Annotated in this window: 21 protein-coding genes; 17 read left to right on the top strand and 4 right to left on the bottom strand. The window is 73.2% G+C overall.

The features are described from left to right. Positions 1–13 precede the first annotated feature (13 nt). The gene (locus E1266_RS02885; RefSeq protein WP_132043415.1) at positions 14–940 is read right to left on the bottom strand and encodes a hypothetical protein; all 927 of its coding nucleotides are present in this window, start codon (positions 938–940) and stop codon (positions 14–16) included. Positions 941–1276: 336 nt separating this feature from the next. On the opposite strand from E1266_RS02885, the gene E1266_RS02880 reads away from it, so the two are divergent. Together E1266_RS02880 and E1266_RS02875 are read left to right on the top strand one after the other, a co-directional pair. Continuing rightward, positions 1277–2032, top strand: a complete 756-nt coding sequence (locus tag E1266_RS02880) for a FadR/GntR family transcriptional regulator (RefSeq protein WP_165965903.1) — start codon at positions 1277–1279, stop codon at positions 2030–2032. A gap of 58 nt (positions 2033–2090) precedes the next feature. Continuing rightward, the gene (locus E1266_RS02875; RefSeq protein WP_132043411.1) at positions 2091–2624 is read left to right on the top strand and encodes a GNAT family N-acetyltransferase; all 534 of its coding nucleotides are present in this window, start codon (positions 2091–2093) and stop codon (positions 2622–2624) included. 125 nt (positions 2625–2749) lie between these two features. Here the strand turns inward: E1266_RS02875 and E1266_RS02870 are convergent, their stop codons facing one another. Beyond that, positions 2750–3538 (bottom strand): enoyl-CoA hydratase/isomerase family protein, encoded by a 789-nt coding sequence (locus E1266_RS02870; RefSeq protein ID WP_132043409.1) that lies wholly within the window; start codon positions 3536–3538, stop codon positions 2750–2752. Positions 3539–3731: 193 nt separating this feature from the next. On the opposite strand from E1266_RS02870, the gene E1266_RS02865 reads away from it, so the two are divergent. The 15 genes from E1266_RS02865 (at position 3732) to E1266_RS02795 (ending at position 19779) form a co-directional block, all read left to right on the top strand. After that, positions 3732–6110 (top strand): pyruvate dehydrogenase, encoded by a 2379-nt coding sequence (locus E1266_RS02865; protein WP_132043407.1) that lies wholly within the window; start codon positions 3732–3734, stop codon positions 6108–6110. A gap of 201 nt (positions 6111–6311) precedes the next feature. After that, positions 6312–6848: a MaoC family dehydratase gene (locus E1266_RS02860; protein ID WP_132043405.1), complete on the top strand. Its 537-nt coding sequence runs from the start codon at positions 6312–6314 to the stop codon at positions 6846–6848. Further along, positions 6845–7879: an LLM class flavin-dependent oxidoreductase gene (locus E1266_RS02855; RefSeq protein ID WP_132043403.1), complete on the top strand. Its 1035-nt coding sequence runs from the start codon at positions 6845–6847 to the stop codon at positions 7877–7879. The genes E1266_RS02860 and E1266_RS02855 overlap by 4 nt, the downstream gene beginning before the upstream one ends. Then, the gene (locus E1266_RS02850) at positions 7876–9138 is read left to right on the top strand and encodes a CoA transferase (protein WP_132043401.1); all 1263 of its coding nucleotides are present in this window, start codon (positions 7876–7878) and stop codon (positions 9136–9138) included. The genes E1266_RS02855 and E1266_RS02850 overlap by 4 nt, the downstream gene beginning before the upstream one ends. Next, positions 9135–10520 (top strand): MmgE/PrpD family protein, encoded by a 1386-nt coding sequence (locus E1266_RS02845; protein ID WP_132043399.1) that lies wholly within the window; start codon positions 9135–9137, stop codon positions 10518–10520. Before E1266_RS02850 ends, E1266_RS02845 begins: the two co-directional genes overlap by 4 nt. Beyond that, a complete protein-coding gene (locus E1266_RS02840) occupies positions 10517–11806 on the top strand; it encodes a RidA family protein (RefSeq protein WP_132043397.1) in 1290 nt (429 codons plus the stop codon). The genes E1266_RS02845 and E1266_RS02840 overlap by 4 nt, the downstream gene beginning before the upstream one ends. Further along, the gene (locus E1266_RS02835; protein ID WP_132043395.1) at positions 11803–12303 is read left to right on the top strand and encodes a MaoC family dehydratase N-terminal domain-containing protein; all 501 of its coding nucleotides are present in this window, start codon (positions 11803–11805) and stop codon (positions 12301–12303) included. The genes E1266_RS02840 and E1266_RS02835 overlap by 4 nt, the downstream gene beginning before the upstream one ends. Further along, positions 12300–12767: a MaoC/PaaZ C-terminal domain-containing protein gene (locus tag E1266_RS02830; RefSeq protein WP_243718192.1), complete on the top strand. Its 468-nt coding sequence runs from the start codon at positions 12300–12302 to the stop codon at positions 12765–12767. The genes E1266_RS02835 and E1266_RS02830 overlap by 4 nt, the downstream gene beginning before the upstream one ends. Beyond that, the gene (locus tag E1266_RS02825) at positions 12764–13912 is read left to right on the top strand and encodes an acetyl-CoA acetyltransferase (RefSeq protein WP_132043393.1); all 1149 of its coding nucleotides are present in this window, start codon (positions 12764–12766) and stop codon (positions 13910–13912) included. Before E1266_RS02830 ends, E1266_RS02825 begins: the two co-directional genes overlap by 4 nt. After that, positions 13909–14391 carry an OB-fold domain-containing protein gene (locus E1266_RS02820; RefSeq protein ID WP_132043391.1) on the top strand — a complete coding sequence of 161 codons (483 nt, stop codon included), beginning with the start codon at positions 13909–13911 and terminating at the stop codon, positions 14389–14391. The genes E1266_RS02825 and E1266_RS02820 overlap by 4 nt, the downstream gene beginning before the upstream one ends. Then, positions 14392–15552 carry an acyl-CoA dehydrogenase family protein gene (locus E1266_RS02815; RefSeq protein ID WP_132043389.1) on the top strand — a complete coding sequence of 387 codons (1161 nt, stop codon included), beginning with the start codon at positions 14392–14394 and terminating at the stop codon, positions 15550–15552. Further along, a complete protein-coding gene (locus E1266_RS02810) occupies positions 15549–16451 on the top strand; it encodes a CoA ester lyase (RefSeq protein ID WP_243718191.1) in 903 nt (300 codons plus the stop codon). Before E1266_RS02815 ends, E1266_RS02810 begins: the two co-directional genes overlap by 4 nt. Before the next feature lie 127 nt (positions 16452–16578). Further along, positions 16579–18096, top strand: a complete 1518-nt coding sequence (locus E1266_RS02805; protein WP_243718190.1) for an AMP-binding protein — start codon at positions 16579–16581, stop codon at positions 18094–18096. A gap of 43 nt (positions 18097–18139) precedes the next feature. After that, a complete protein-coding gene (locus E1266_RS02800) occupies positions 18140–18889 on the top strand; it encodes an enoyl-CoA hydratase/isomerase family protein (RefSeq protein WP_132043387.1) in 750 nt (249 codons plus the stop codon). Then, positions 18886–19779 carry a TIGR03564 family F420-dependent LLM class oxidoreductase gene (locus E1266_RS02795; RefSeq protein WP_165965902.1) on the top strand — a complete coding sequence of 298 codons (894 nt, stop codon included), beginning with the start codon at positions 18886–18888 and terminating at the stop codon, positions 19777–19779. Before E1266_RS02800 ends, E1266_RS02795 begins: the two co-directional genes overlap by 4 nt. A 144-nt stretch (positions 19780–19923) precedes the next feature. Here E1266_RS02795 and E1266_RS02790 read toward each other — a convergent pair whose 3' ends face one another. Both E1266_RS02790 and E1266_RS02785 read right to left on the bottom strand, forming a co-directional pair. Further along, positions 19924–20526, bottom strand: coding sequence for an isochorismatase family cysteine hydrolase (locus tag E1266_RS02790; protein ID WP_132043383.1), 603 nt, complete (start codon positions 20524–20526; stop codon positions 19924–19926). A gap of 16 nt (positions 20527–20542) precedes the next feature. Continuing rightward, positions 20543–21519 (bottom strand): acyl-CoA dehydrogenase family protein (locus E1266_RS02785; RefSeq protein WP_132043381.1); only part of this gene is annotated, 977 nt, incomplete at its 5' end.

Genomic DNA, 21519 nt, shown 5'->3' with positions numbered 1-21519 from the left:
GACCGGCCGGTCCTCAGCGCTCCCAGAAGTGGAAGGACGCGCCGTACCGGGAGCGCAGCCCGAGCTGCGGCCCCTCGGCGGTCTCGACGACGCCGGTCGAGACGCCGTGGTCCCCGGCGGCGAGCCGCGCCGCGAGCGCTCCGAGGTCGTCCATCGCGCAGCCCGCGACGACCCGTGGGCAGGCGTGCGGCGGCCGGGGCGCCGCGGGGGCCACGTGCTGGAGGAACTCCAGCCGGGCGTTGCGGGACGCCGGTCCGCGGGCGATGACCGCGTCGAAGCCGTCCCCGGGCGCCAGCCCGAGCAGCCGCTCCACCGCGGGGCCGTCGAAGCGGCCGTCGAAGTAGACGCGGCCGCCGAGGACGTCCGCCACGAACGCCCGCGCCCCCGGAAGGTCGGCGGTGGCGAACACGACGGCGTTGACCTCGCTGACGTCCACCTCGGGCCGCTCCCCGAGCACGCACCGCGTCCGGCCCTCCCGGTACTGGACGAAGGCGTGCCGCAGGCCCGAGTGCGTCTGGTCCAGCAGCCGCTCCCTGACCGGGTACTCGGTGCCGGGCAGAAGGTAGTCGACGGGGTCGCTGACGAACGTCCACCCCTGCCCGCCGATCGCGTCCTCGGTGGCGTCGGGGTGGCGCAGGTAGAAGTCGAGCGCGTACGGCCCGGGCCGGTCGGGGACGCCGGCGGCGTCGGGACGCGGCAGGCCGGGCACGTCCACCAGCCGGATCCAGCCGCCCTTGCTGCCGGGCTTGCCGAGCAGCACCGACTCCGCGGGCGGCATCGGCAGGCCCCACAGCCGCTGCCACACCGCGGGCTCCCGGACGGGCCCCTTCTCGACGACCTCGAACCCCATCGCGTCCACGTAGAGGTCGAGCAGCGGGCCGGTGCCGGCCACCGGCAGGACCACGATGTCGATACCGTCGAACACTTTCCCGTCCCCCATCGCCGCCACCGGTTCGCAGCCGGAACCGGCACGATAAAGTCTGATGTATTACCACTCACGGTACCAAAGCCACTTGATCGGAACGTGGGCGAGGACACCTCCCACCGTCACCGGCCTGCCGGCCGGTCGCCGGTACGGTGTCGGAGGTTTCCTCCGCCCCGCCCGCCAGGGCAGATAGTGCGGACCGGACCCGCACCTCCGGCCTAAGCGCCGCCCGCCGCCCGCCACGGCTCCGCATGATGTCTGATGTATGCTCAAGCGTGCTGTGAGTCCCGGTGGCGCGGAGTTCCCGACTCGACGAACCAGCACTCGAAGCCAGACCAGGGGGACAGCGACGTGTCCAGCACCAAAGACAACACCTCCGGCCGTTCCGGCACGGGGACGGCGACGGCGCTCCCGGTCAGCCGGCTGCGCCCGGCCTACCAGCAGGTCGCCGACCAGCTGCGCGAGCTGATCCTGGACGGGTCCCTGGCCCCCGGCGACCGCCTCCCCCCGGAGGGCGAGATCGGCGGCAACTTCGGGGTGAGCCGCAGCACGGTCCGCGAGGCGCTGCGCGTGCTGGCCTCGCAGGGCCTGGTGAAGACGGTCCGCGGCACCACCGGCGGCACGTTCGTCTCGCACATCGAGCCCGACCAGATCAGCGACTTCCTGGAGGCCGGCATCGGGCTGATGTCGGGCTCGGCGGCGCTGCCGCTGGCGGCGATCCTGGAGGCCCGCGAGCTGCTGGAGGTCCCCGCCACGGCCATCGCGGCAGAGCGGCGCGAGCAGCGCCACCTCGACGCGCTGCACGCCGCGACGGAGCGCGAGAAGCGCTCCCGGGGCCGCAGCATGAAGTTCCAGGAGCACCGGCACTTCCACGGGATCATCATGGAGGCGACCGGGAACGGGCTGCTCACGATGATGACGCAGCCGGTCTTCCACGTCCTGCGGACGCGCTTCCTGAACGCCGACTCCCCCGCCGAGTTCTGGGCCCAGGTCGACGACCAGCACGAGCAGATCATCGAGCTGCTCGAAGCCGGCGACGGCGAGGCCGCCTCCGCCGCCATGCGCGACCACCTCCACCACATCCGCGACGCCTACCGCGAGCACTGACCCCCGCTTCGCCCCGGCCCTCAGTGCGGGATGCCGCCGGCCCTTAGGGTCGTGCTTCATGGAGCCTGTTGCGCCTCTTGAGACGGAGCGGCTCGTCCTGCCTCGCTGGGACGATCAGTTCCTGGAAGATCTGGTCAGGATGTCCTCCGACGAGCGGGTCATGCGTTACGTGTCCGACGAGCTCTGGACACGGGAATTCGCGGAGAAGCGCCACGCGGCAGTCCTGCGGCGCTGGGAGGAGCGCGGTTTCGGCTGGCGCGCGATCCTCCGCAAGTCGGACCGAGCGTTCCTGGGGCTGGCCGCCGCGGGCTGGACCGAACACGACGTACCGAGCCTGGAGAAGCCCGCCGCCGAGATCGGCTGGTGGGTCGAGCCGCACGTCTGGGGCCAGGGCATCGCCACCGAGGCGATGACGACCATGCTGGATGACGTGTTCCACCGGACGAAGGCGTCCTCCGTCATGGCGGGGTGCGACGCGCGCAACGCGGCGTCCGAGCGGGTCATGGTGAAGCTCGGCATGTCGCGGCGTCCCGACATCACCGACGAGAACGGACGTCCGGCTCGGATCTACGCCGTTTCCCGTCCGGGCTGATATCCCGCAGACGCTGCGTCCCCCACTCGGACACCGCCCCGTCAGCGCCCCGATTCACTGCGGCGTGTTGGGCGGCCGGGTGCGGCCCCCGGAGCCGCACCCGACCGGGCTTTTGGGGGGCGGGGTCATGCCCAGGACGGCGGGCGGTTCTCGCGGTAGGCGCGGAAGCCCTCCTGGCCGTCGGAGTCGGACGGGGTCGTGTAGGAGACGAACTCCTCGATCTCGGGGACGACGGCCTCCGCCAGCGGGAGTGCCTCGACCGCCGCGAACTGGCGCTTCATGGCGGCCATGCAGGCGCGCGACTGCCGGGCGAGACGGCCGGCCAGTTCGGCCACGGCGGCGTCCAGTTCGTCCGCCGGGACGGATTTGAGGGCGATTCCGAGTTCGACGGCCTCGGCGGCGGGAATCCATCGTCCGGTGAGGAAGATCTCCCTGGCGCGCTGCCGGCCGACGATCCGGGGCAGCCGCGCGGTCGAGCCGCCCGCCGGGATGACGCCGAACTCGGCGTGCGCGTCGGCGATGCGGGCGGAGTCCGCGATCAGGACCAGGTCGCAGGCCAGCAGCAGCTCGAAGCCGCCGGCGCGGGCGAGGCCGTTGACGGCGGCGATCACCGGCATCGGCAGGCCCTCCAGGCGCAGGGTGAGCGCGGCGAGCCGCTTGGCGACGCGTTCCCACACCGCGGGGTCGCCGAACGCCTCGTCCAGCAGCGTGAGATCGAGGCCGACGCTGAACGCGCGGCCCGTCCCGCCGATGACGAGGACCCGGGCGTCGGGATCGGCCTCGGCCGCGTCGATGGCGGCCTCCAGCTCGTCGAACACCTGCGGCGTGAGGCTGTTCAGCGAATCGGGGCGGGTGAACGTGATGCGCGCCACGCGGTCCGCCACCTCAAGGCTCATGGTCTCCAGCGTCGGCACGGCCCCGCCCTCCCCCCGGGCGACGACGCCGCCCGGTATATATCTGATGTATCACCGCGAATGAGTATCAGCCGGTCCATCTTGCCAGTCAACTCCACCTCCACCCCACACCAGGGGTGACAGATGACCGGTTCTCGACTAAAAATCGGACATATACGATGCAGTATCCGCGCGAGACCAGGCAGGTGAAGCCGTGAGCGAGGCCGGCAAGTTCCCAGCGGGCCCGACACCGACCGTCCTCGACGAGATCCAGCGGCGCGTGCTGTGGCTCGCGACGCGCATCGTGGACGCCGCGAACCGCGAGCGCGAGACCGGCGACGGGCTCAAGGTCGGCGGCCACCAGGCGTCCAGCGCCTCGCTGGTCACCGCGATGACCGCGCTGTGGTTCGCGCACCTCGACCCGGCGGACCGCGTGGCGGTCAAGCCGCACGCCTCGCCCGCCTTCCACGCCATCCAGTACCTGCTCGGCGGGCTCGACCGCTCGTACCTGACGCGGCTGCGCGAGCGCGGCGGCCTCCAGTCGTACCCGAGCCGGACGAAGGACCCCGACACCGTCGACTTCTCCACGGGATCGGTCGGTCTCGGCGCCGCCGCGCCGCTGTTCGCCTCGCTCACCCGCCGGTACGTCGACGCCCACTTCGGCGCGCGGCCGGCGTCCCGGTTCATCGCGCTGATCGGGGACGCGGAGCTGGACGAGGGCAACGTCTGGGAGGCCGTCGCCGAACCCGCGGCGGCCGGGCTGGGCGACGTCACCTGGCTCGTGGACTTCAACCGCCAGTCCCTGGACCGGATCGTGCCGGGCGTCCGCATCGGCCAGTGGCGCGGGCACTTCGCCGCGGCCGGGTGGCACGTGGTGGAGATCAAGTACGGCCGCCGCCTCCAGGCCGCCTTCGCCCGCCCCGGCGGCGAGCACCTGCGGTCGTGGATCGACGCGATGCCCAACGAGCAGTACCAGTCGCTGTTCGGACTGGAGGGGCCCGAGCTGCGCGAACGCTTCCTGGACGGCGCGCCGGCGGAGGTCGGCGAGTTCGTCGCGGACGTGCCCGACGCGGAGCTGGGCCCGCTGGTCACCGACCTTGGCGGGCATGACGTCGAGGCAGTGCTGGACGCGTTCGCCCAGTGCGACGCGGTCCGCGACAAGCCGAGCGTGATCTTCGCCTACACGGTGAAGGGCTGGGGGCTCCCGCTCGCGGGCGGCGCCCGCAACCACGCGGCGCTGCTCACCGGCGAGCAGATCGACGAACTGCGGACCCGGACGGGCCTCACCCCCGAGACCGAGTGGGACCGGCTCGACCCGGACTCCCCGGCGGGCATCTGGGCCGAGGAGCGGCGCGAGCACCTGGAGCGGCCGCCCCGTCCCGAGGCCCCGCGGATCGCGGTGCCCGACGCCACGGGGGTGCGGACGGCGAAGCCCACCTCCACCCAGGAGGTCTTCGGCCGGGTCCTCACCGACCTGGCGCGCGACGAGAAGGTCGCCCCCTACCTGGTGACGACGGCCCCGGACGTCGCGACGTCCACCAACCTCGCCGGTTTCATCAACAAGACCGGCGTCTTCTCCGCCGCGCACCGCCGGACCTGGTCGCAGGACGGCCCGCTGCGCTGGACGGAGGACCCCGCCGGCCAGTACATCCCGCTCGGCATCTCGGAGATGAACCTGTTCCTGCTGCTCGGGCAGCTCGGGCTGGCGTGGGACCTGTCGGGCCAGCCGCTGCTGCCCGTGGGCACGGTGTACGACCCGTTCGTCCTGCGCGGGCTGGACGCCTTCCTGTACGGGGCGTACTCGGGGTCGCGGTTCGTCGTGGCGGGCACGCCGTCGGGCATCTCCCTCGCCCCGGAGGGCGGCGCGCACCAGTCGTCGGTCACGGCGTCGGTCGGGATCGAGCTGCCGGACGTCACGTTCGTCGAGCCCGCCTACGGCGCGGCGCTGGACTGGCTGCTGTGCGACGCGCTCGGCCGGATCGCCGCCGACCCCGGCGGGGCGGGCGACGACGAGGGCGCGTACTACTTCCGGCTGACGACCCGGCCGATCGACCAGGCGCCGTTCGAGGCCGCGCGGGCCCGGCTCGGCGACGCGGCGCTCCGGGCGCAGGCGCTCGCGGGCGCCTACCGGCTCCGGGACGCCCACCACGACCGGCCGGCGCTGCGGGACGAGGGCGCGCCGGTCGTGCACCTCGCGGCGTCGGGCGCGGTCATGCCGGAGGTCCTGGAGGCGGCCGAGGAGCTCGGCGAGGAGGGCGTCGCCGCCCATGTCGTGGACGTCACGTCCGCCGGCCGGCTCTACCGCGCGTGGCAGGGCGGCCTGCGGGAGGGCGTGCGCACGGCGACGGCGCGGCCGGGGCCGGGCGCGCTGCGCGCCGCGTTCGCCGAGCGGGCGCCGGTCGTGACCGTGCAGGACGCGGCCTCGCACGCGCTGTCGTGGCTCGGCTCCGCGCTGGGCGTGCCCGCGGTCCCGCTCGGCGTGGACGAGTTCGGGCAGTCGGGGAGCATCCGGGACCTGTACGAGCTGCACGACCTGCGGCCCGGCGCGATCGTCAACGCCGCGCTGGCCGCATTGCACATCGCGGACAGCTGACCGCAAACCTCTGATGTTTCGCTGAGGCGCGGCCGCACCGACGTTGGCCGCGGCTCGCGCGGTCGGCACCGCAAATGCGCAGGTGCAGCCCGTCAGCGAACCTAACCGGAGAGCCGCCCCGGCTTGGACATCGGCCGTGACCTTGCCCTAGAATCAATACGTCTGACTTTAACGACTCCAGCGCGATGCGAGAGGACGGCCATGACGCTCAAGGACGGGTGGAACGGACGGTTCTACGAGGACTTCCAGGTGGGCGACGTCTACCGGCACCCCCTCGGGCGCACGGTCACCGAGGCCGACAACACCTGGTTCACGCTCCTGACGATGAACACGAACCAGATGCACTTCAACGGCGAGTACGCCGCGAAGTCCGAGTTCGGCAAGCCGCTGGTCGTGTCCACCCTCACCGTCGCGATCGCCGTCGGGCAGAGCGTCATCGACACCACGCAGAACGCGTTCGCCAACCTCGGCTGGGAGGACATCAAGCTCCCCCACCCCGTCTTCGCCGGCGACACGCTGTTCAGCGAGTCGATCGTGTTGGACAAGCGCGAGTCGTCGAGCCGCCCGCACGCCGGGATCGTCACCATCCGCACCCGCACCCTGAACCAGGACGGCGACGAGGTGTGCACGTTCCGCCGCACCTTCTACGTCTACAAGCGGGGCGCCGAGCCGCTGAACGACCTGTTCCCCGAGGCGAAGAAGCCGCTCACCCTCGAGACCGAGGAAGAGCGCGCATGAGGATCACCTTCGCGCCCTGGGGGGAGACGCTGGCGGAGCTGGCCGACGCGGCCCGCCGCGCCGAGGCGGGCGGCGCCGAGGTCATCTGGGTGCCCGAGCTGCACCGCAGCGCCACGGTCGCCGCGGCTGCGCTGGCCGCCGCGACGGAGCGGGCGCGGATCGGCACCGGGATCGCGCTCGCGTTCACCCGCAGCCCGATGATCACCGCGCTGGAGGCGCTGGACCTGGACGACCTGTCCGATGGGCGCTTCGTCCTCGGCCTGGGCTCCGGGGTGCAGCGGCTCAACGAGGACTGGCACAACGTGCCGTTCGGCAAGCCCGTCCGGCACATGCGCGAGGTCGTCCGCAACGTCCGCCACTTCTGGGAGACGTGCACGACGGGCGAGCCGATCGACCTGCCGGGCGAGGAGGAGCCGATGCGGATCCGCGGCTACCAGCGCCCGTTCGCCGTCCGCCGCACCGATATCCCCGTGCACATCGCCGCGATGGGCCCGGCCATGACCCGGCTGGCCGGCGAGATCGGCGACGGCTGGATCAGCCACGAGCTGTGCTCGCCGCGCTACCTCGCCGAGCGGGTGCTGCCGGAGCTGGAGGCCGGGATCGCCCGGACCGGGGGCAAGCGGCGCGCGGACGTCGAGGTCGTCGTCTCCGCGTGCTGCTCGGTGTCCGACGACCGCGCCACCGCGCTGCGCCGCGTCTCCGGGCTCGTCGGCTTCTACGCCAGCGTCCGCACCTACGCCGACTTCTTCGACTTCCACGGCCTGGCCGAGCAGCAGCAGGCGGTGATCGACGCGTTCCGCAACGGCACCGGCGCCGAGCACCTCGCCGAGACGGTCTCCGCCGACATGATCGACGCGCTCACGATGGCCGGCGGGCGCGCGGAGGTCGCCGAGCGCATCGCCGCCTACGAGGGCCTCGCCGACGCGGTGAAGCTCAGCCCGCCGACCCACGGCCTCAGCGCCGCCGAGACCCGCGCGGCCCAGGACGAGCTCCTGGCGCTGCTGCCTGACCTCACAGGGAGCGCTTCGTGAAACCTCTGGAAGACGTCCGCATCATCGCCGTCGAGCAGTACGGCGCCGGCCCGTTCGGCAGCGTGCACCTCGCCGACCTCGGCGCCGAGGTGATCAAGATCGAGGAGCCCCGGTCCGGCGGCGACGTCGGCCGCTACGTCCCCCCGTACGGCGAGGGCGAGGACTCCCTGTTCTTCGAGACGTTCAACCGCAACAAGCGCAGCCTGTCCCTCGACCTGTCGACGGACGCGGGCCGCCGGGTCTTCGAGGACCTGGTGAAGGTCTCCGACGTCGTGTACTCCAACCTGCGCGGCGACGTCCCGAAGAAGATCGGCATCACCTACGACGACCTGAAGCACCTGAACCCGGCCATCGTGTGCTGCTCGCTGACGGGGTTCGGCATGCACGGGCCGCGCAGCAGGGAGCCGGGCTACGACTACGTGCTGCAGGGCCTCGCCGGCTGGATGGACCTGACCGGCGAGCCGGACGGCCCGCCGACCAAGTCGGGGCTGTCGCTGGTCGACTACTCCGGCGGGTTCGTCGCCGCGATCTCGCTGCTGGCCGGGCTGCACGCGGCGCGCCGCGACGGCGTCGGCATGGACTGCGACGTCAGCCTGTACGACACCGCGATCGGGCTGCTGACCTACCCGGCGGTCTGGCACCTGAACGCCGGGTTCACGCCGGAGCGGACACGGCACTCCGCGCACCCGTCGCTGGTGCCGTTCCAGGCGTTCGAGGCGAGCGACGGCTGGTTCATCGTCGGCTGCGCGAAGGAGAAGTTCTGGACGCGGCTGGCGTCCGTCGTGGGCCACCCCGAGTGGGCCGAGCCCGAGTCGGGGTTCGGCTCGTTCGCCGACCGGCGCCGCAACAAGGACACGCTGATCCCGCTCCTGGAGGACATCTTCCGGCAGCGCACCGTGGACGAGTGGCTGGAGCAGCTCTACGCCGCGTCCATCCCCTGCGGCCCCATCAACGACGTCGCGCAGGCCATGGAGGAGGAGCACACCAAGGCCCGCGGGCTGCGGGTGACGACCGAGCACCCGCGGTTCGGGACGGTGGAGCAGCTCGCCTCGCCGGTCCGGGTCGGCTCCGAGCCGCCCGAGTACCGCAGGGCGCCGCGCCGCAACGAGGACTTCGACCTGGTCGTCCGGGAGATCGCCGGGTATGACGACGCCACGGTGGAGCGGCTGCGGGCCGGGGGAGCGTTCGGCGACGCGCCCGCCGAGGAGAGCGCGCCCGCGGCGTCCGCCGACACGGAGCCGGAGGCGGCGTCACGATGATCGCACGGGAGCTGGCCGCCTGGGCGCTCGGCCTGGCCGAGGTGCCCGGGCCGGTGAGCGCCGCCGCGACACGGCACCTGCTGGACGGGTTCGGGACCGCGCTCGGCGCCCTCCGCACGGGCGCGGCGGCGCCCGCGATCGAGGTGGCGCGGGGGCTCGGCGGCCCGCCGGAGGCGGCGGTGCTCGGCACGGGCGAGCTGCTGTCCGCGCCCGCCGCCGGGCTCGCGAACGGCACGCTCGTGCACGCCCTCGACTTCGACGACACGCACGCGGGCGGGCTGGTGCACGCGACCGCGGTGGTGCTGCCCGCCGCGTTCGCGGTCGGCCAGCAGACCGGCGCCTCCGGGCGGGAGGTCCTGCTCGCGGCGGTCGCCGGCTACGAGACGGCGTGCCGCGTCGCGGCCGCCGCGCCGCACGGCTTCCACGCCCGCGGGCTGCACGCCACCATGGTCGCCGGGGTGTTCTCGTCGGCCCTGGTCGCCGCGCGGCTCCTCGGGCTGGACGAGGTGCGGGCGGCCGGCGCACTGGGCATCGCGGGCAGCCAGGCGGGCGGCCTGCTCGCCTTCCTCGGCACCGGCGCGTCCACCAAGCAGCTGCACCCGGGGTTCGCGACGCAGTCCGGGATCATCGCGGCGCGGCTCGCGGCGGCGGGCGCGACCGGGCCGGAGACCGTCTTCGACGGGCCGCACGGCGTGTTCGACGCCCTCTCCGGCAAGGCCGCGGACCCGGCGTCCATCGTCGCCGGGCTCGGGGAGCGCTGGGAGACCACCCGGATCGGGATCAAGCCGTACGCGGCGTGCCAGCTGTCGCACGCCACGATCGACGCGGTCCTGGACGTCATGGCCCGCGAGCGGCTCGTCCCGGACGAGATCGCGAGCATCCACGCCGTGGTCCACCCGGACTCGGCGCCGACCGTCTGCGACACCTCCCGCGACCTGACCCGGCCCGCGACCCCGTACGCGGCGAAGTTCTCGCTGCCCTGGACGGTCGCGGCGCTGATCACCGACGGGGGACTGGCGCTGGACACGTTCGAGCCGGGCTCGATCGCCCGGCCCGAGGTGACCCGGCTCGCCGCACGCGTCCGCTGGGACGTCACCGGCCCGCCCGGCGTGGCCGCCGCGGACGCGCCCGGCCGCGTCACGATCACCTTCGCCGACGGCCGCGAGGTGACGGGCTCGGTACCGCGCAGCGCGGGCGGCGGGGACCGCCCGCTCGGCCGCGCGGCACTGCTCGCCAAGTTCGAGGGCGCCGCCGGGGTCCCGGCGGCCGAGGCGGAGGGGTTCGCGCGGACCGTCGAGTCGCTCGGCGGGCAGCCGGACGCCGCCGCCGTCATGCGGGCCGCCGCCGGCCTCGCCCAGTTCAACCGGCAGGAGAACCAATGACACTGCAAGCGATCAAGCCCGCCGCCTTCCCGTGGTTCCCCTACGAGGGGTTCACGTTCTGCCTCGGGCTGTCGGAGGACGGGGGCGCGTGGTCGTCCGGGCACACCGCCGCCGCGTTCGACGAGGCGGTCGGGAAGATGACCGTCTCCGGGACGATGACCGAGCAGGCGCGCACCGCCTACGAGAAGACCATGACGATCATCGAGGCGGCCGGGTACGGCCCCGGTGACGTCGTGCACGTGACGGAGAACGTCACGATCGCCGGGCTGGCCGACTACGCGGCCGCCGCGGCGGTCCGCGAGGAGGTCTTCGGCGAGCACCGGCCCACGGTGACGACGGTGGTCGTGGAGCGGCTCGTCCGGTCCGCCGCGCTGCTGGAGGTCGAGCTGCATGCCGTCCGCGGGGGCGGCGCCGAGCTGCTCGCCGCCAGCGAGCGGCGCGAGCCGGGCACGTGGGCGCCCTCGCCGGTGCGGGAGGGCCACGACGGCACCGTGCACCTGCCGACGATGGTGCCGGTGGACGGGTCGGGCGACGTCGTCAGCCCCGGCGACTTCGCCGGCCAGTACGCCTACTGCCTCGACCGGGCGGACGCGCTGCTCCGCAAGGCGGGCCTGTCGCTCGACAACGCGGTGACGACCTACGACTACTCGACGCCCGCCACGCGCGAGGTGTACCGCAAGACGCACCGCGTCCGGAAGGAGCGGCTCGGCGGCGCGGGCGTGTACCCGGGGGCGGGCGGCATCCTGATGAGCCGGCTGCACCACCCCGAGGCGCTCGTCGCGATCGACGTCACCGCGTCCCGGCACCCCCTCGAACTGGTGAACCCGGGCTGGTCGCGGTACGACACGCTGACCTACGCGCCGGGCGTCCGCGCGGGACGCACCCTGTTCATGTCGGGGTTCGCGGCGCTCGACATGGAGACGCAGGAGGCGCTGCACCCGGACGACATCGGGGCGCAGGCGGAGGTCACCTACGGCTCGATCCTGCACCTGCTGGAGTACGCGGGCCTCGGCCCGGCGGACCTGCTGTCGACCATCGAGTTCTGCGTCGAGTCGGCGCTGCGGCAGTACCGCGCGGTCGCGCCCGTCCGGGAGCGGCTGCTGTCGCCGCCCTGGCCGGCGTCGACCGGGGCGATCTGCAAGGGCCTGCTGCGGCCGGAGTTCCTCCTTGAGGTGTTCCCGACCGCCCTGTACCCCGAGGGCGCCCCGACCACGGCGCACGCCACCACGGCGCACGCCGCCACGGCGCACGCCGCCACGGGGCACGCCACGGGGGACGCGTCATGACGCTGCTCACCGACGAGATGCGCGCCCTCGCCGGCCGGAAGAAGGTCTACACCGCGCCCGAGCCGATGGGCGCCGCGGCCGGCCGCTACTTCGGGCTGGCGATCGGCGACCACAACCCGCTGTACTCCGACCCGGAGTTCGCGCGGGCGCAGGGCCTGGCCGACGTGACCGCGCCGCCAACGCTGATCTGCGAGACGAACCAGTACGCGAACCTGCCGATCGACCCGGACGGCCACGCGGGCCACAACTGGGGCATCGACCTCCCCGGCACCCGGCAGGTCCGCGGCGGCAACCGCTACGTGTTCCACCGCCGGATCCTGCCGTCCGACATCGTCACCGCCACCTGGGAGATCACCGAGGTGGCCGGCAAGCGGAACCGGGCGGGCGCGGACATGCTGATCATCACCTCGCGGGCCACGTACACGCAGCAGGACAGGGACCTGCTCGCGGAGAACGAGGAGACCATCATCTACGTATCGCTGGAGGCGGGGACATGACCGGGGACATGACCGCCGCGACGGCGGCGCACCGGGCCGGGGAGACCGTTCCCCCGCTGGAACGCACGATCACGTTCCCGGAGATGATCGCCTACGCGGGGGCCACCTGGGACTGGTACCGGCTGCATTACGACCTGGACTTCATCAAGGCGAAGAAGCTGCCCGGCGTGGTCGTGGACGGCCAGGTGTTCGGCGCCCTCCTCGTCGAGCAGATCCAGGACTGGCTCGGCCCGAAGTGCTTCGTCCGCACGCTGGAGTTCAGCTTCAAGGCCCTGGTGTTCGCGGAGGAGACCGTCCGCTGCGAGGGCACGGTCACCGAGGCCGGGGACGGCCACCTCGACCTCGACCTGCGGGTGGTCGTCGTCGGCGACGACGGCGAGGCCGACCGCGTCGCCGTGGCCCCGGCGAGCGCCCGGGTCCTGCTCGGCACGGCCGACGGGCCAGGGGGGAAGGAGGCACGATGAGCACGGGTGTCGCGATCGTCGGCGCCGCCGAGTGCGACCTCGGCGTGACGAACCGGTCGATCCTCGGGCTCCAGGCGCAGGCGGTCTCGCGGGCGCTGGACGACGCGGGCCTCAACCTGCGCGACGTCGACGGCATCGCCACGACCGGCGTGTCCCGGTTCTCGGCGACCCAGCTCGCCGACTACTTCGGCATCGAGCCGCGCTGGACGGACTCGACGTACGCGGGCGGCTCGGTGTACGAGATGTTCGTCGCCCGCGCCGCCCAGGCGATCCAGGCGGGGCAGGCCGAGACCGTCGTGATCACCTTCGCGTCCAACCAGCGGTCGGCGCGGTCCCGCTCGCTCGGCGGCGTCATCGAGGACCACACGCCCGAGGCGCAGTTCGAGACGCCGTACGGGCCGCTGTTCCCGCTGTCGTACTACGCGATGGCCGCGCAGCGGTACCTGCACGCGTACGGCGGGACGCGCGAGCAGCTCGCGGAGATCGCGGTGGCCGCGCGGGAGTGGGCGCTGCTGAACCCGGCCGCGTTCCGCTACGGCAAGGGCCCGCTCACCGCGGACGACGTGCTCGGCTCGGCGATGATCTCCAGCCCGCTCACCGCGCTGGACTCCTGCCTCGTCACCGACGGCGGCGGCGCGATCGTCCTCACCTCGCTGGAGCGCGCCCGCGACCTGCGCCGCACGCCCGTCGAGGTGCTCGGGTACGGCGAGCGCACGACCAACACGTCGATGACCGCGGTGCCCGACCTGACCGTCACGGGCGCGGTGGGCTCCGGCGCGGACGCGTTCGCCCGCGCGGGCGTCACCCCTGCCGACATCGACGTCGTGCAGGTGTACGACTCGTTCACGATCACGGTCGCGCTGACGCTGGAGGGGCTCGGCTTCTGCGGGCGCGGCGAGGCCCTCGACTGGATCGCCGGCGGCCGGATCAGGCCCGGCGGCGACTTCCCGCTCAACACCTCGGGCGGCGGCCTGTCCTACTGCCACCCCGGCCAGTTCGGCATCCTGCTGCTGGTCGAGGCGGTGCGGCAGCTCCGCGGCGAGGCCGGGGACCGGCAGGTCGACGGCGCGCGGCTCGCGGTCGCGCACGGCACGGGCGGGATCCTCTCGACGCACGCCACGGTGGTACTGGGGGTGGACGGATGACCGGCCTCGACGGCTTCAAGCCCGACGTCCCGGCGCCCGACGAGATCACGGGCCCGTGGTGGGAGGCGACGACCGAGCACCGGCTCGTCCTGCAGACCTGCTCGCGCTGCGCCCGGGAGGACCGGCGTGATCGACCGGTGGGCGTGCAGCACCCGCCGCGCCCGCTCTGCATCCACTGCGGGTCGGACGAACTCGACTGGGTCGCGTCCGCCGGCACGGGCGTCGTGGACGCCTGCACGGTGGTGCACCGCGCGCCGCGCGCGGACCTCGCCGTCCCGTACGTCATCGCCCGGGTCCGGCTGGACGAGGGCGTCGTCCTCCTCACCCGCCTCCAGGAGCGGGAGCCGGACGAATGGCGCATCGACGACCCGGTCCGGGTCGCGTGGGTCGACCTCGACGACGGCCGCGCCCTGCCGGTGTTCGTCCCGGCCGCACCGTCCGCGGCACCGTCGTCCCCTGAGACCAAGGAAGGCAGCTAAGTGGATTTCCAGCTCAACGAGGACCAGCGCGAGTTCCGCGCCGTCCTGCGCGACTTCGTGGACAACGAGATCATCCCGGTGGCGCGCGACTGGGAGCAGTCCGGCCGCTACCCCACCGAGATCGTCAAGGGCATGCGGGACATGGGCCTGTTCGGGATCACGATCCCGGAGGAGTACGGCGGCCTCGACCTCGACCCCGTCTCGTTCGCGCTCGTCTTCGAGGAGATCGCGCGCGGCTGGATGGGCATCGCCGGCATCCTCGGCAGCCACTCGCTGGCCTGCCGCATGATCGCGATGCGCGGCACCGAGGAGCAGAAGAACAAGTACCTGCCCGGCCTCGCCTCCGGTGAGCGCCGCACCGGCATCGGCCTCACCGAGCCGGACGCGGGCACCGACCTGCAGGGCATCCGCACCACGGCCCGGCTGGAGGGCGACCACTACGTCGTCAACGGGTCGAAGATGTGGATCACCAACGCGCGGTACGCGGACCCGCTGCCGGTGCTGGTGAAGACGGACCCGACCGCGTCCCCCGCGCACAAGGGCATGAGCATCCTGCTCGTGGACGCCGGCTCCGAGGGCTACCAGATCACCAAGGACATCCCGAAGCTCGGCTACAAGGGCACGGAGTCCTGCGAGATCGTCCTGGACAACGTGCGGGTGCCGAAGGAGAACCTCCTCGGCGGCGTCGAGGGCAAGGGCATGCAGCACGCGCTGTCCGCGCTGGAGTGGGGCCGGGTCAACATCGCCGCCCGCTCGGTCGGCATCGCCCAGCGCGCCCACGACGAGGCCCTCGCCTACGCGGGGCAGCGCAAGGCGTTCGGGCAGGCGATCGGCGAGTTCCAGGCCGTGCAGCTGCAGCTCGCGAGCGTGGCGACCCAGCTCCAGGCCGCCCGGCTGATGGCCTACTTCGCGGCGGACGCGGTCCGCCGGGGCCGCGCCGACGGGGAGACGGGCATGGCGAAGATCTTCTGCTCGGAGGTCGCGCTGCAGGCGTCGATCGAGGCGATGAAGGTCCACGGCGGCTACGGCTACTCCACCGAGTACGAGGTGGAGCGGCTCTACCGCGACGCGATCCTGATGAGCATCGGCGAGGGCACCAACGACGTCCTGCGGACGGTGGTGGCCAAGTCCCTCCTGCGCGGCGAAACGGTCGTGCGTTGACCACCGCCTCGTCCACCCCCTCACCGACCCCCGGCCGGCTGCCCCGCAGCTACCTCTACGTGCCGGGCAACGCCCCGGACAAGCTCGGCAAGGCCCTCACCCGCGGCGCGGACGCGCTGATCGTCGACCTGGAGGACGCGGTCCCCCCGGCCGGCAAGGACGCGGCGCGGCGCGCGGTCGCCGACTGGCTGGGGACGCGGGCCCCGGCCCGCGGCACCGAGCTGTGGGTGCGGATCAACGGTGGCGAGGCGGGCCACGAGGACGTGCGGGCGCTCGCCGGGCTGCCCGCGCTGACCGGGCTCGTGCTCGCCAAGGCCGAGGACGCCGCGCAGGTCGCGGCGGTCGCCGCGCTGCTCGCCGACCTCGGGGACGTGACGGCCCGGCTCATGCCGCTGCTGGAGACGGCGGGGGCGATCCTGGACGTCCGGGACATCGCCCGGGCGCCCAGGGTCCACCGGCTCCAGATCGGCGAGGTGGACCTGGCCGCCGACGCGGGGCTCGACCCCGGCCCGGACGAGGCGGAGCTGGCGTTCGCCCGGAGCATGGCCATCATGGCGAGCGCCGCCGCCGGGCTGCCCCCGCCGGTCGGCCCGGTGTCGGCGATCACCGCCGATCCGGCGGCGCTCGCGGAGTCCACCGAGCGGGTCCGGCGGCAGGGCTTCGTGGGGCGGGCGTGCATCCACCCGGCGCAGCTCCCGGTCGTGCACGAGGTGTTCACGCCGTCGGCGCCGGAGATCGCGCGGGCGGAGGACGTCCTGGCGCGGTACGAGGCGGCGGCCGCGGCCGGGTCGGGCGTCGTGCTGGACGCCGACGGCCGGCTGATCGACGCGGCGGTGATCCGGCTGGCGCGCCGCACCCTGGCCACGTCCGGTCTCGGCCCGAGCATTACACCGAAATAAATCAGACATATAACTGGCATAACCTGCAGGGACACGCGCCGGGCAGGGCAGGCCGGTCAACCGTTGTCGAGAGATAGATCAGACGACACTTGTAGACGCAAGTAGCAAGGGAAAGAGGCGGGCAGCCATGGCACAGATGAACATCGCCAGCGGGATCCGCGAGTTCGCGCACAGCACGCCGCGTGCCACCGCACTGATCGACGGGGACCGGCGGCTGACGTTCGCCGAGTTGGACGACCGCAGCAACCGTGTCGCCGGCCTGCTCGTGGACGCGGGGTTCACCGCCGGGGACCGCGTCGCCGTCCTGCTCGGCAACCAGCTGGAGTACGTGGAGGCCTCCGCGGGCGCCGCGAAGGCCGGGGTGGCGATCGTCCCGCTCAACCCGCGCGGGACCGCCGCCGAGCACGGCTCGCTGATCGAGCGGTCCGGCGCGACCGGCCTGATCGCCGACTCGGCGTTCGAGGCGAACGTGCCCGGCGTCGCCGAGGACCTGCCGCTCGCCCTCTCCCTCGGCTCGCAGGGCTGGGGCCGCCCCTACGACAAGGCCCTCGCGGAGGCGCGGGCGGTCGACCCGCGCGTCGAGGTCAGCGAGACCGACCCGTTCTGCGTGCAGTACACCTCCGGGACGACGGGCCGGCCGAAGGGCGCCCTGCTCACCCACCGGTCCCGCGTCCTCACCATGTTCGGCTGCGCGGTCGACTTCGGCGTCGGCCCAGGCAAGCGCACCGCGGCCATCGCGCCGATGGCGCTCGGCGCCGGGTTCTGCTTCGCCTATGCGGGGCCGTTCATGGGCGGGCAGACGTCCATGCTGCGCCGCTGGGACCCCGAGCAGCTGCTGCACATGATCGAGCGCGACCGGCTCCAGACGATCTTCCTGGTGCCCACGCACGCGCTGATGCTGCGCGAGGTCATGGCGAACGCGCCGCGCAAGTGGGACCTGTCGAGCCTGGAGACCCTGTACTTCAACGCCGCCGCGCTGCCGGTGCCGCTGAAGGAGTGGGTGATCGAGGCGTTCCCGGGGGTCGGCGTGCACGAGGTGTACGGCTCCACCGAGGCGGGCGTCGTGACGGACCTGCGGCCGCAGGACGCGCTCCGCAAGGCCGGGTCGGTCGGGCACCCGTGGTGGATGACCGACGTGAAGCTGCTCGACGAGGACGGCCAGGAGGTCGGGCCGGGCGAGCCGGGCGAGCTGTTCGGGTACTCCCCGTTCAACATGCTCGGCTACCTGGACGACCCCGAGGCGACCGCCGAGGCGATCCGGCCGGACGGGTACCTGTCCTCCGGTGACGTCGCCGTCCGCGACGAGGAGGGCTTCATCACCATCGTCGACCGCAAGAAGGACATGATCATCTCCGGGGCTGCGAACATCTACCCGCGCGAGATCGAGGGCGTCCTGCACAAGTGCGACGGGGTCGCCGAGGTCGCCGTCGTCGGCCTGCCCGACGAGAAGTGGGGCGAGACGGTCGGCGCGTTCGTCGTGCCGCGCGAGGGGCAGGAGCTCGACTTCGCCGCCATGGAGTCGGCCGTCCGGGAGCGGCTCGCGGGCTACAAGACCCCGAAGGTGTGGAAGGCCGTGGACGAGCTGCCGAAGAACGCCAACGGCAAGATCCTCAAGCGCGTCATCCGCGACACCTACGGGACGTGAGCGCCATCCCCGCCCCGAGGCCCGTCCTGCCCGCGGAGGGCGCGTGAAGACGCTCGACGTCAGCCGGGACGGCCACGTCCTGCTCGTGACGATGAACCGGCCCCAGGTGCTCAACGCCTACGACGCCACGATGGTGCGGGAGCTGCGCGAGGTCTGGCGGACGTTCCGCGACGACGACGAGCTGCGCGTCGCGGTGCTGACCGGTGCGGGCGACCGCGGTTTCTCAACCGGCCTCGACGTGGACGACACCCTCGCCGGCGGCGTGGCCAGCCCGTCCCTGGACGAGGACGGCCGGGTCGCGCTCACGTCCCGCGACCTGCGCGTCTTCAAGCCGATCATCGTCGCCGTCAACGGGCACTGCTGCGCCGGCGGATGGCACTTCGTCAACGACGCCGACGTGATCATCTGCTCGGACAACGCGACGTTCTTCGACACCCACGTCGACGTGGGCCTGGCCAACCCGGTCGAGGCCGTCGGCCTGCTCAGCCGCCTGCCGCTGACCGAGGTCACGCGCATGGTCGCCAGCGGCCGCGCGTACCGGCTGGGCGCGGAGCGGGCCCGCGAGCTGGGCCTGGTCAGCGAGGTCGTCCCGCTGGAGGACCTCGTTCCGCGCGCCCTGGAGATCGCGCACGTGATGGCCCAGCACCCGTCCGAGATCGTCGCCACCAGCCTGGAGACCATCTGGACGGCCGTCGAGGACCAGCGGGCCCGCGCCGAGGCGCTCGGCCTGGCGCTCCTGGTGCGCGCCACCGACCGCGACCTGCTCGCGTTCCGGTCCGGGCCCGGCGCGTGAAGATCGGCATCTTCGACCGGGTCGGCGACATCGCCGAGACGGCCGCCGACCTGCGCGCGGCGGCGCGGGACGGCATCGACTCCTACTGGCTGACGCAGGCGTTCGGGACCGACACGCTCACCGTGCTCGGCGCGGTCGCCCGCGACCTGCCGGGGCTGCGGGTCGGCACGGCCGTCGTCCCCGCCTACCCGCGGCACCCGATGGCGCTCGCCCAGCAGGCGCTGACCACCAACCTGCTCGTGGACGGACGGCTCGCCCTCGGCATCGGCCCGTCCCACCGGTCGGTGGTCGAGCCGTGCTGGGGCATGTCGTACGACCGCCCGGCCCGCTACATGCGCGAGTACCTGGAGGCGCTGACCGGCGCGCTGACCCAGCGCGTCCGGTTCAGGGGCGAGGTGCTGACCGCCCGCGGCGACCTGGACGTCCCCGGCGCCCCGGCGCCGCCCGTCCTCGTCGCCGCGCTCGGACCGAAGATGCTGGAGATCACCGGCGCGCTCGCCGACGGCACCATCACGTGGATGGTGGGTCCGCGCACCCTCCGGGAGCTCACGATCCCGACGATCCGGGAGGCCGCCGCCAGGGCCGGCCGCCCCGCCCCGGAGATCGTCGTCCCGCTGCCGGTCTGCGTGACGGACGACGTCCCCGCCGCCCTGGCCCGCGCCGAAGCGGACCTGGAGTGGTACGGGACGCTGCCGTCCTACCGGGCCATGCTCGACCGCGAGGGCTGCGACACCCCAGGTCGGATGGCCCTGATCGGCGACGCCGGCACGGTCGCCGCCCGGATCGAGTCGTTCGCCGACCTGGGCGTGACCACGTTCGCCGCCAGGATCATCGGGACCCCCGACGAACGGTCCGCCACCCGCGCGCTGGTCGCCGCCCTCGCCCGCTGACCGGACGCCCGGCCCGTGGTGTGCGGCCGCGGTGCTCGGACACGTCACGACGAAAAGACCCGCGGCGCGCCGCCCCGCTCGGCTGCTGAGAAAAGCGGGGGACGCGCCGCGGGCAGATCGTGGGGTCAGGCCCGGGCGCGGATGTCAGGCCCAGGCGCGGAGGACGTCGTCCACCGTGTTGACCCAGCCGAAGAGGAAGCCGACGCCGGTCAGGGCGTGCTCGTGGCGGTCCTTGTCGAACTCGGCGGTCGCGTCGCTGATCACGTGGGTGAAGTAGTCGCGCTGGCCCGCGTCCCGCGCGGTGGTCTCGACGCAGATGTTCGTGGTCACCCCGCAGATGACCAGCGAGCGGATGCCGAGGCTGTTGAGGATCGGCTCCAGGCGCGTGCCGTAGAAGGAGCTCGGCCGCGACTTGTCGATGACCAGCTCGCCGTCGGCCGGGGTCAGCTCGTCGATGATCTCCGCGTCCCAGGCGCCCGCCGCGAGGGAGTTGACCTCCTTCATCGCCGGGACGATGTGGTTCGGCAGGATGCCCCCGTCCACGTACCCGGGGTGGAAGACGTACCGGGTGTAGATCACCGGGACGCCGGCCTTGCGGGCCGCGTCGACCAGCGTCCGGCAGCCCGGGATCGCGGCGCGCAGCTCCTGGTACGGGAGCCCGACCTTCGCCATGGACCCCTCGGCCTCGGTGAAGCCGTTCTGCATGTCGATGACCAGCAGTGCGGTCTTCTCTCGCGTGATGTCCACCGGGAACCTCCCCGACTCAGTAGCTCCTCGGCAGGCCGAGCGCCTCGCCGAGGATGTTGCGGATCATGTCGTTGCTCACGGGACTGAACAGCTGGAGCCGCGCGTCCCGGAAGTACATCTGCATCGCCGACTCCTCGGCGAGGCCGTGCGCGGCCATCGCGCGCATCCCGCGGTCGACGACGCGGGCCGTCGACTCGCCGGCGACGAGCTTGGCCATCGCGGTCAGCGCCGTCGACGGGCGGGCGTCCTCGATGGAGCGGACGGCGGTGTTCACCAGCGCCCGGGCCGCCGACAGGTCGGCGGCCGAGTCGGCGGCGGCGTGCTGCAGCGCCTGGAAGCGGCCGATCGGCCCGCCGAACGCCTCCCGCTCGCGCAGGTGGGAGACGTGCAGGTCCAGGGCGGCGCGGCCGATGCCGAGGCTGATGCCGGCGGCGAGGACGCGTTCCACGTCGAGGGTCTGCGCGAGGAGCGCCATGCCGCGGCCCCGCTCGCCGACGAGGTGGTCGAGCGGCGCGGCCGCGCCGTCGAAGTAGATCTCGCAGGTGCCGGCGGCGCGCATCCCGGCGAGGTGGACGCGGTTGACGGTGACGCCCGGCTGGTCGATCGGCACCGCGATCACGCTGAGGCCCCGCGACCGCCGCCCCTCCTCGGGCGGGTCGGTGCGGCACAGCACGAACACGACCTCGGCCTTGTGGGCGAGGGAGATCCAGAGCTTCTGGCCGCGCAGCACCCAGCGTCCGTCCTCGACGCGGGCGGACGTGCGGAGGTTCAGCAGGTCGGTGCCGACGTCGGGCTCGCTCATCCCGAACGAGCAGATCATCTCGCCGGACGCGATCCGCGGCAGCCAGCCGCGGGCCGCCGTGCCGTCTCCGCCGTCCGGACCCAGCATCCGCATGGCCATGCCGCAGGTGACGTAGTCGACGGCCAGGCCGGGGAGGACGCGGGCGATCTCCTCGGTGACCGCGACCGCGTCGCCGACGGTCCCGCCCGTCC

It is taken from the genome of Actinomadura sp. 7K534, from assembly GCF_004348575.1.
Lineage (GTDB): Bacteria > Actinomycetota > Actinomycetes > Streptosporangiales > Streptosporangiaceae > Spirillospora > Spirillospora livida.
Note: the sequence above shows the minus strand (reverse complement) of the source record. Positions and strands in the feature narration are given on the sequence as shown.

Coding starts and splice junctions, on each gene's coding strand:
- E1266_RS02885 (WP_132043415.1), bottom strand. CDS start 940: ATGGGGGACGGGAAAGTGTTCGACGGTATCGACATCGTGGTCCTGCCG.
- E1266_RS02875 (WP_132043411.1), top strand. CDS start 2,091: ATGGAGCCTGTTGCGCCTCTTGAGACGGAGCGGCTCGTCCTGCCTCGC.
- E1266_RS02860 (WP_132043405.1), top strand. CDS start 6,312: ATGACGCTCAAGGACGGGTGGAACGGACGGTTCTACGAGGACTTCCAG.
- E1266_RS02855 (WP_132043403.1), top strand. CDS start 6,845: ATGAGGATCACCTTCGCGCCCTGGGGGGAGACGCTGGCGGAGCTGGCC.
- E1266_RS02845 (WP_132043399.1), top strand. CDS start 9,135: ATGATCGCACGGGAGCTGGCCGCCTGGGCGCTCGGCCTGGCCGAGGTG.
- E1266_RS02840 (WP_132043397.1), top strand. CDS start 10,517: ATGACACTGCAAGCGATCAAGCCCGCCGCCTTCCCGTGGTTCCCCTAC.
- E1266_RS02835 (WP_132043395.1), top strand. CDS start 11,803: ATGACGCTGCTCACCGACGAGATGCGCGCCCTCGCCGGCCGGAAGAAG.
- E1266_RS02830 (WP_243718192.1), top strand. CDS start 12,300: ATGACCGGGGACATGACCGCCGCGACGGCGGCGCACCGGGCCGGGGAG.
- E1266_RS02825 (WP_132043393.1), top strand. CDS start 12,764: ATGAGCACGGGTGTCGCGATCGTCGGCGCCGCCGAGTGCGACCTCGGC.
- E1266_RS02820 (WP_132043391.1), top strand. CDS start 13,909: ATGACCGGCCTCGACGGCTTCAAGCCCGACGTCCCGGCGCCCGACGAG.
- E1266_RS02805 (WP_243718190.1), top strand. CDS start 16,579: ATGGCACAGATGAACATCGCCAGCGGGATCCGCGAGTTCGCGCACAGC.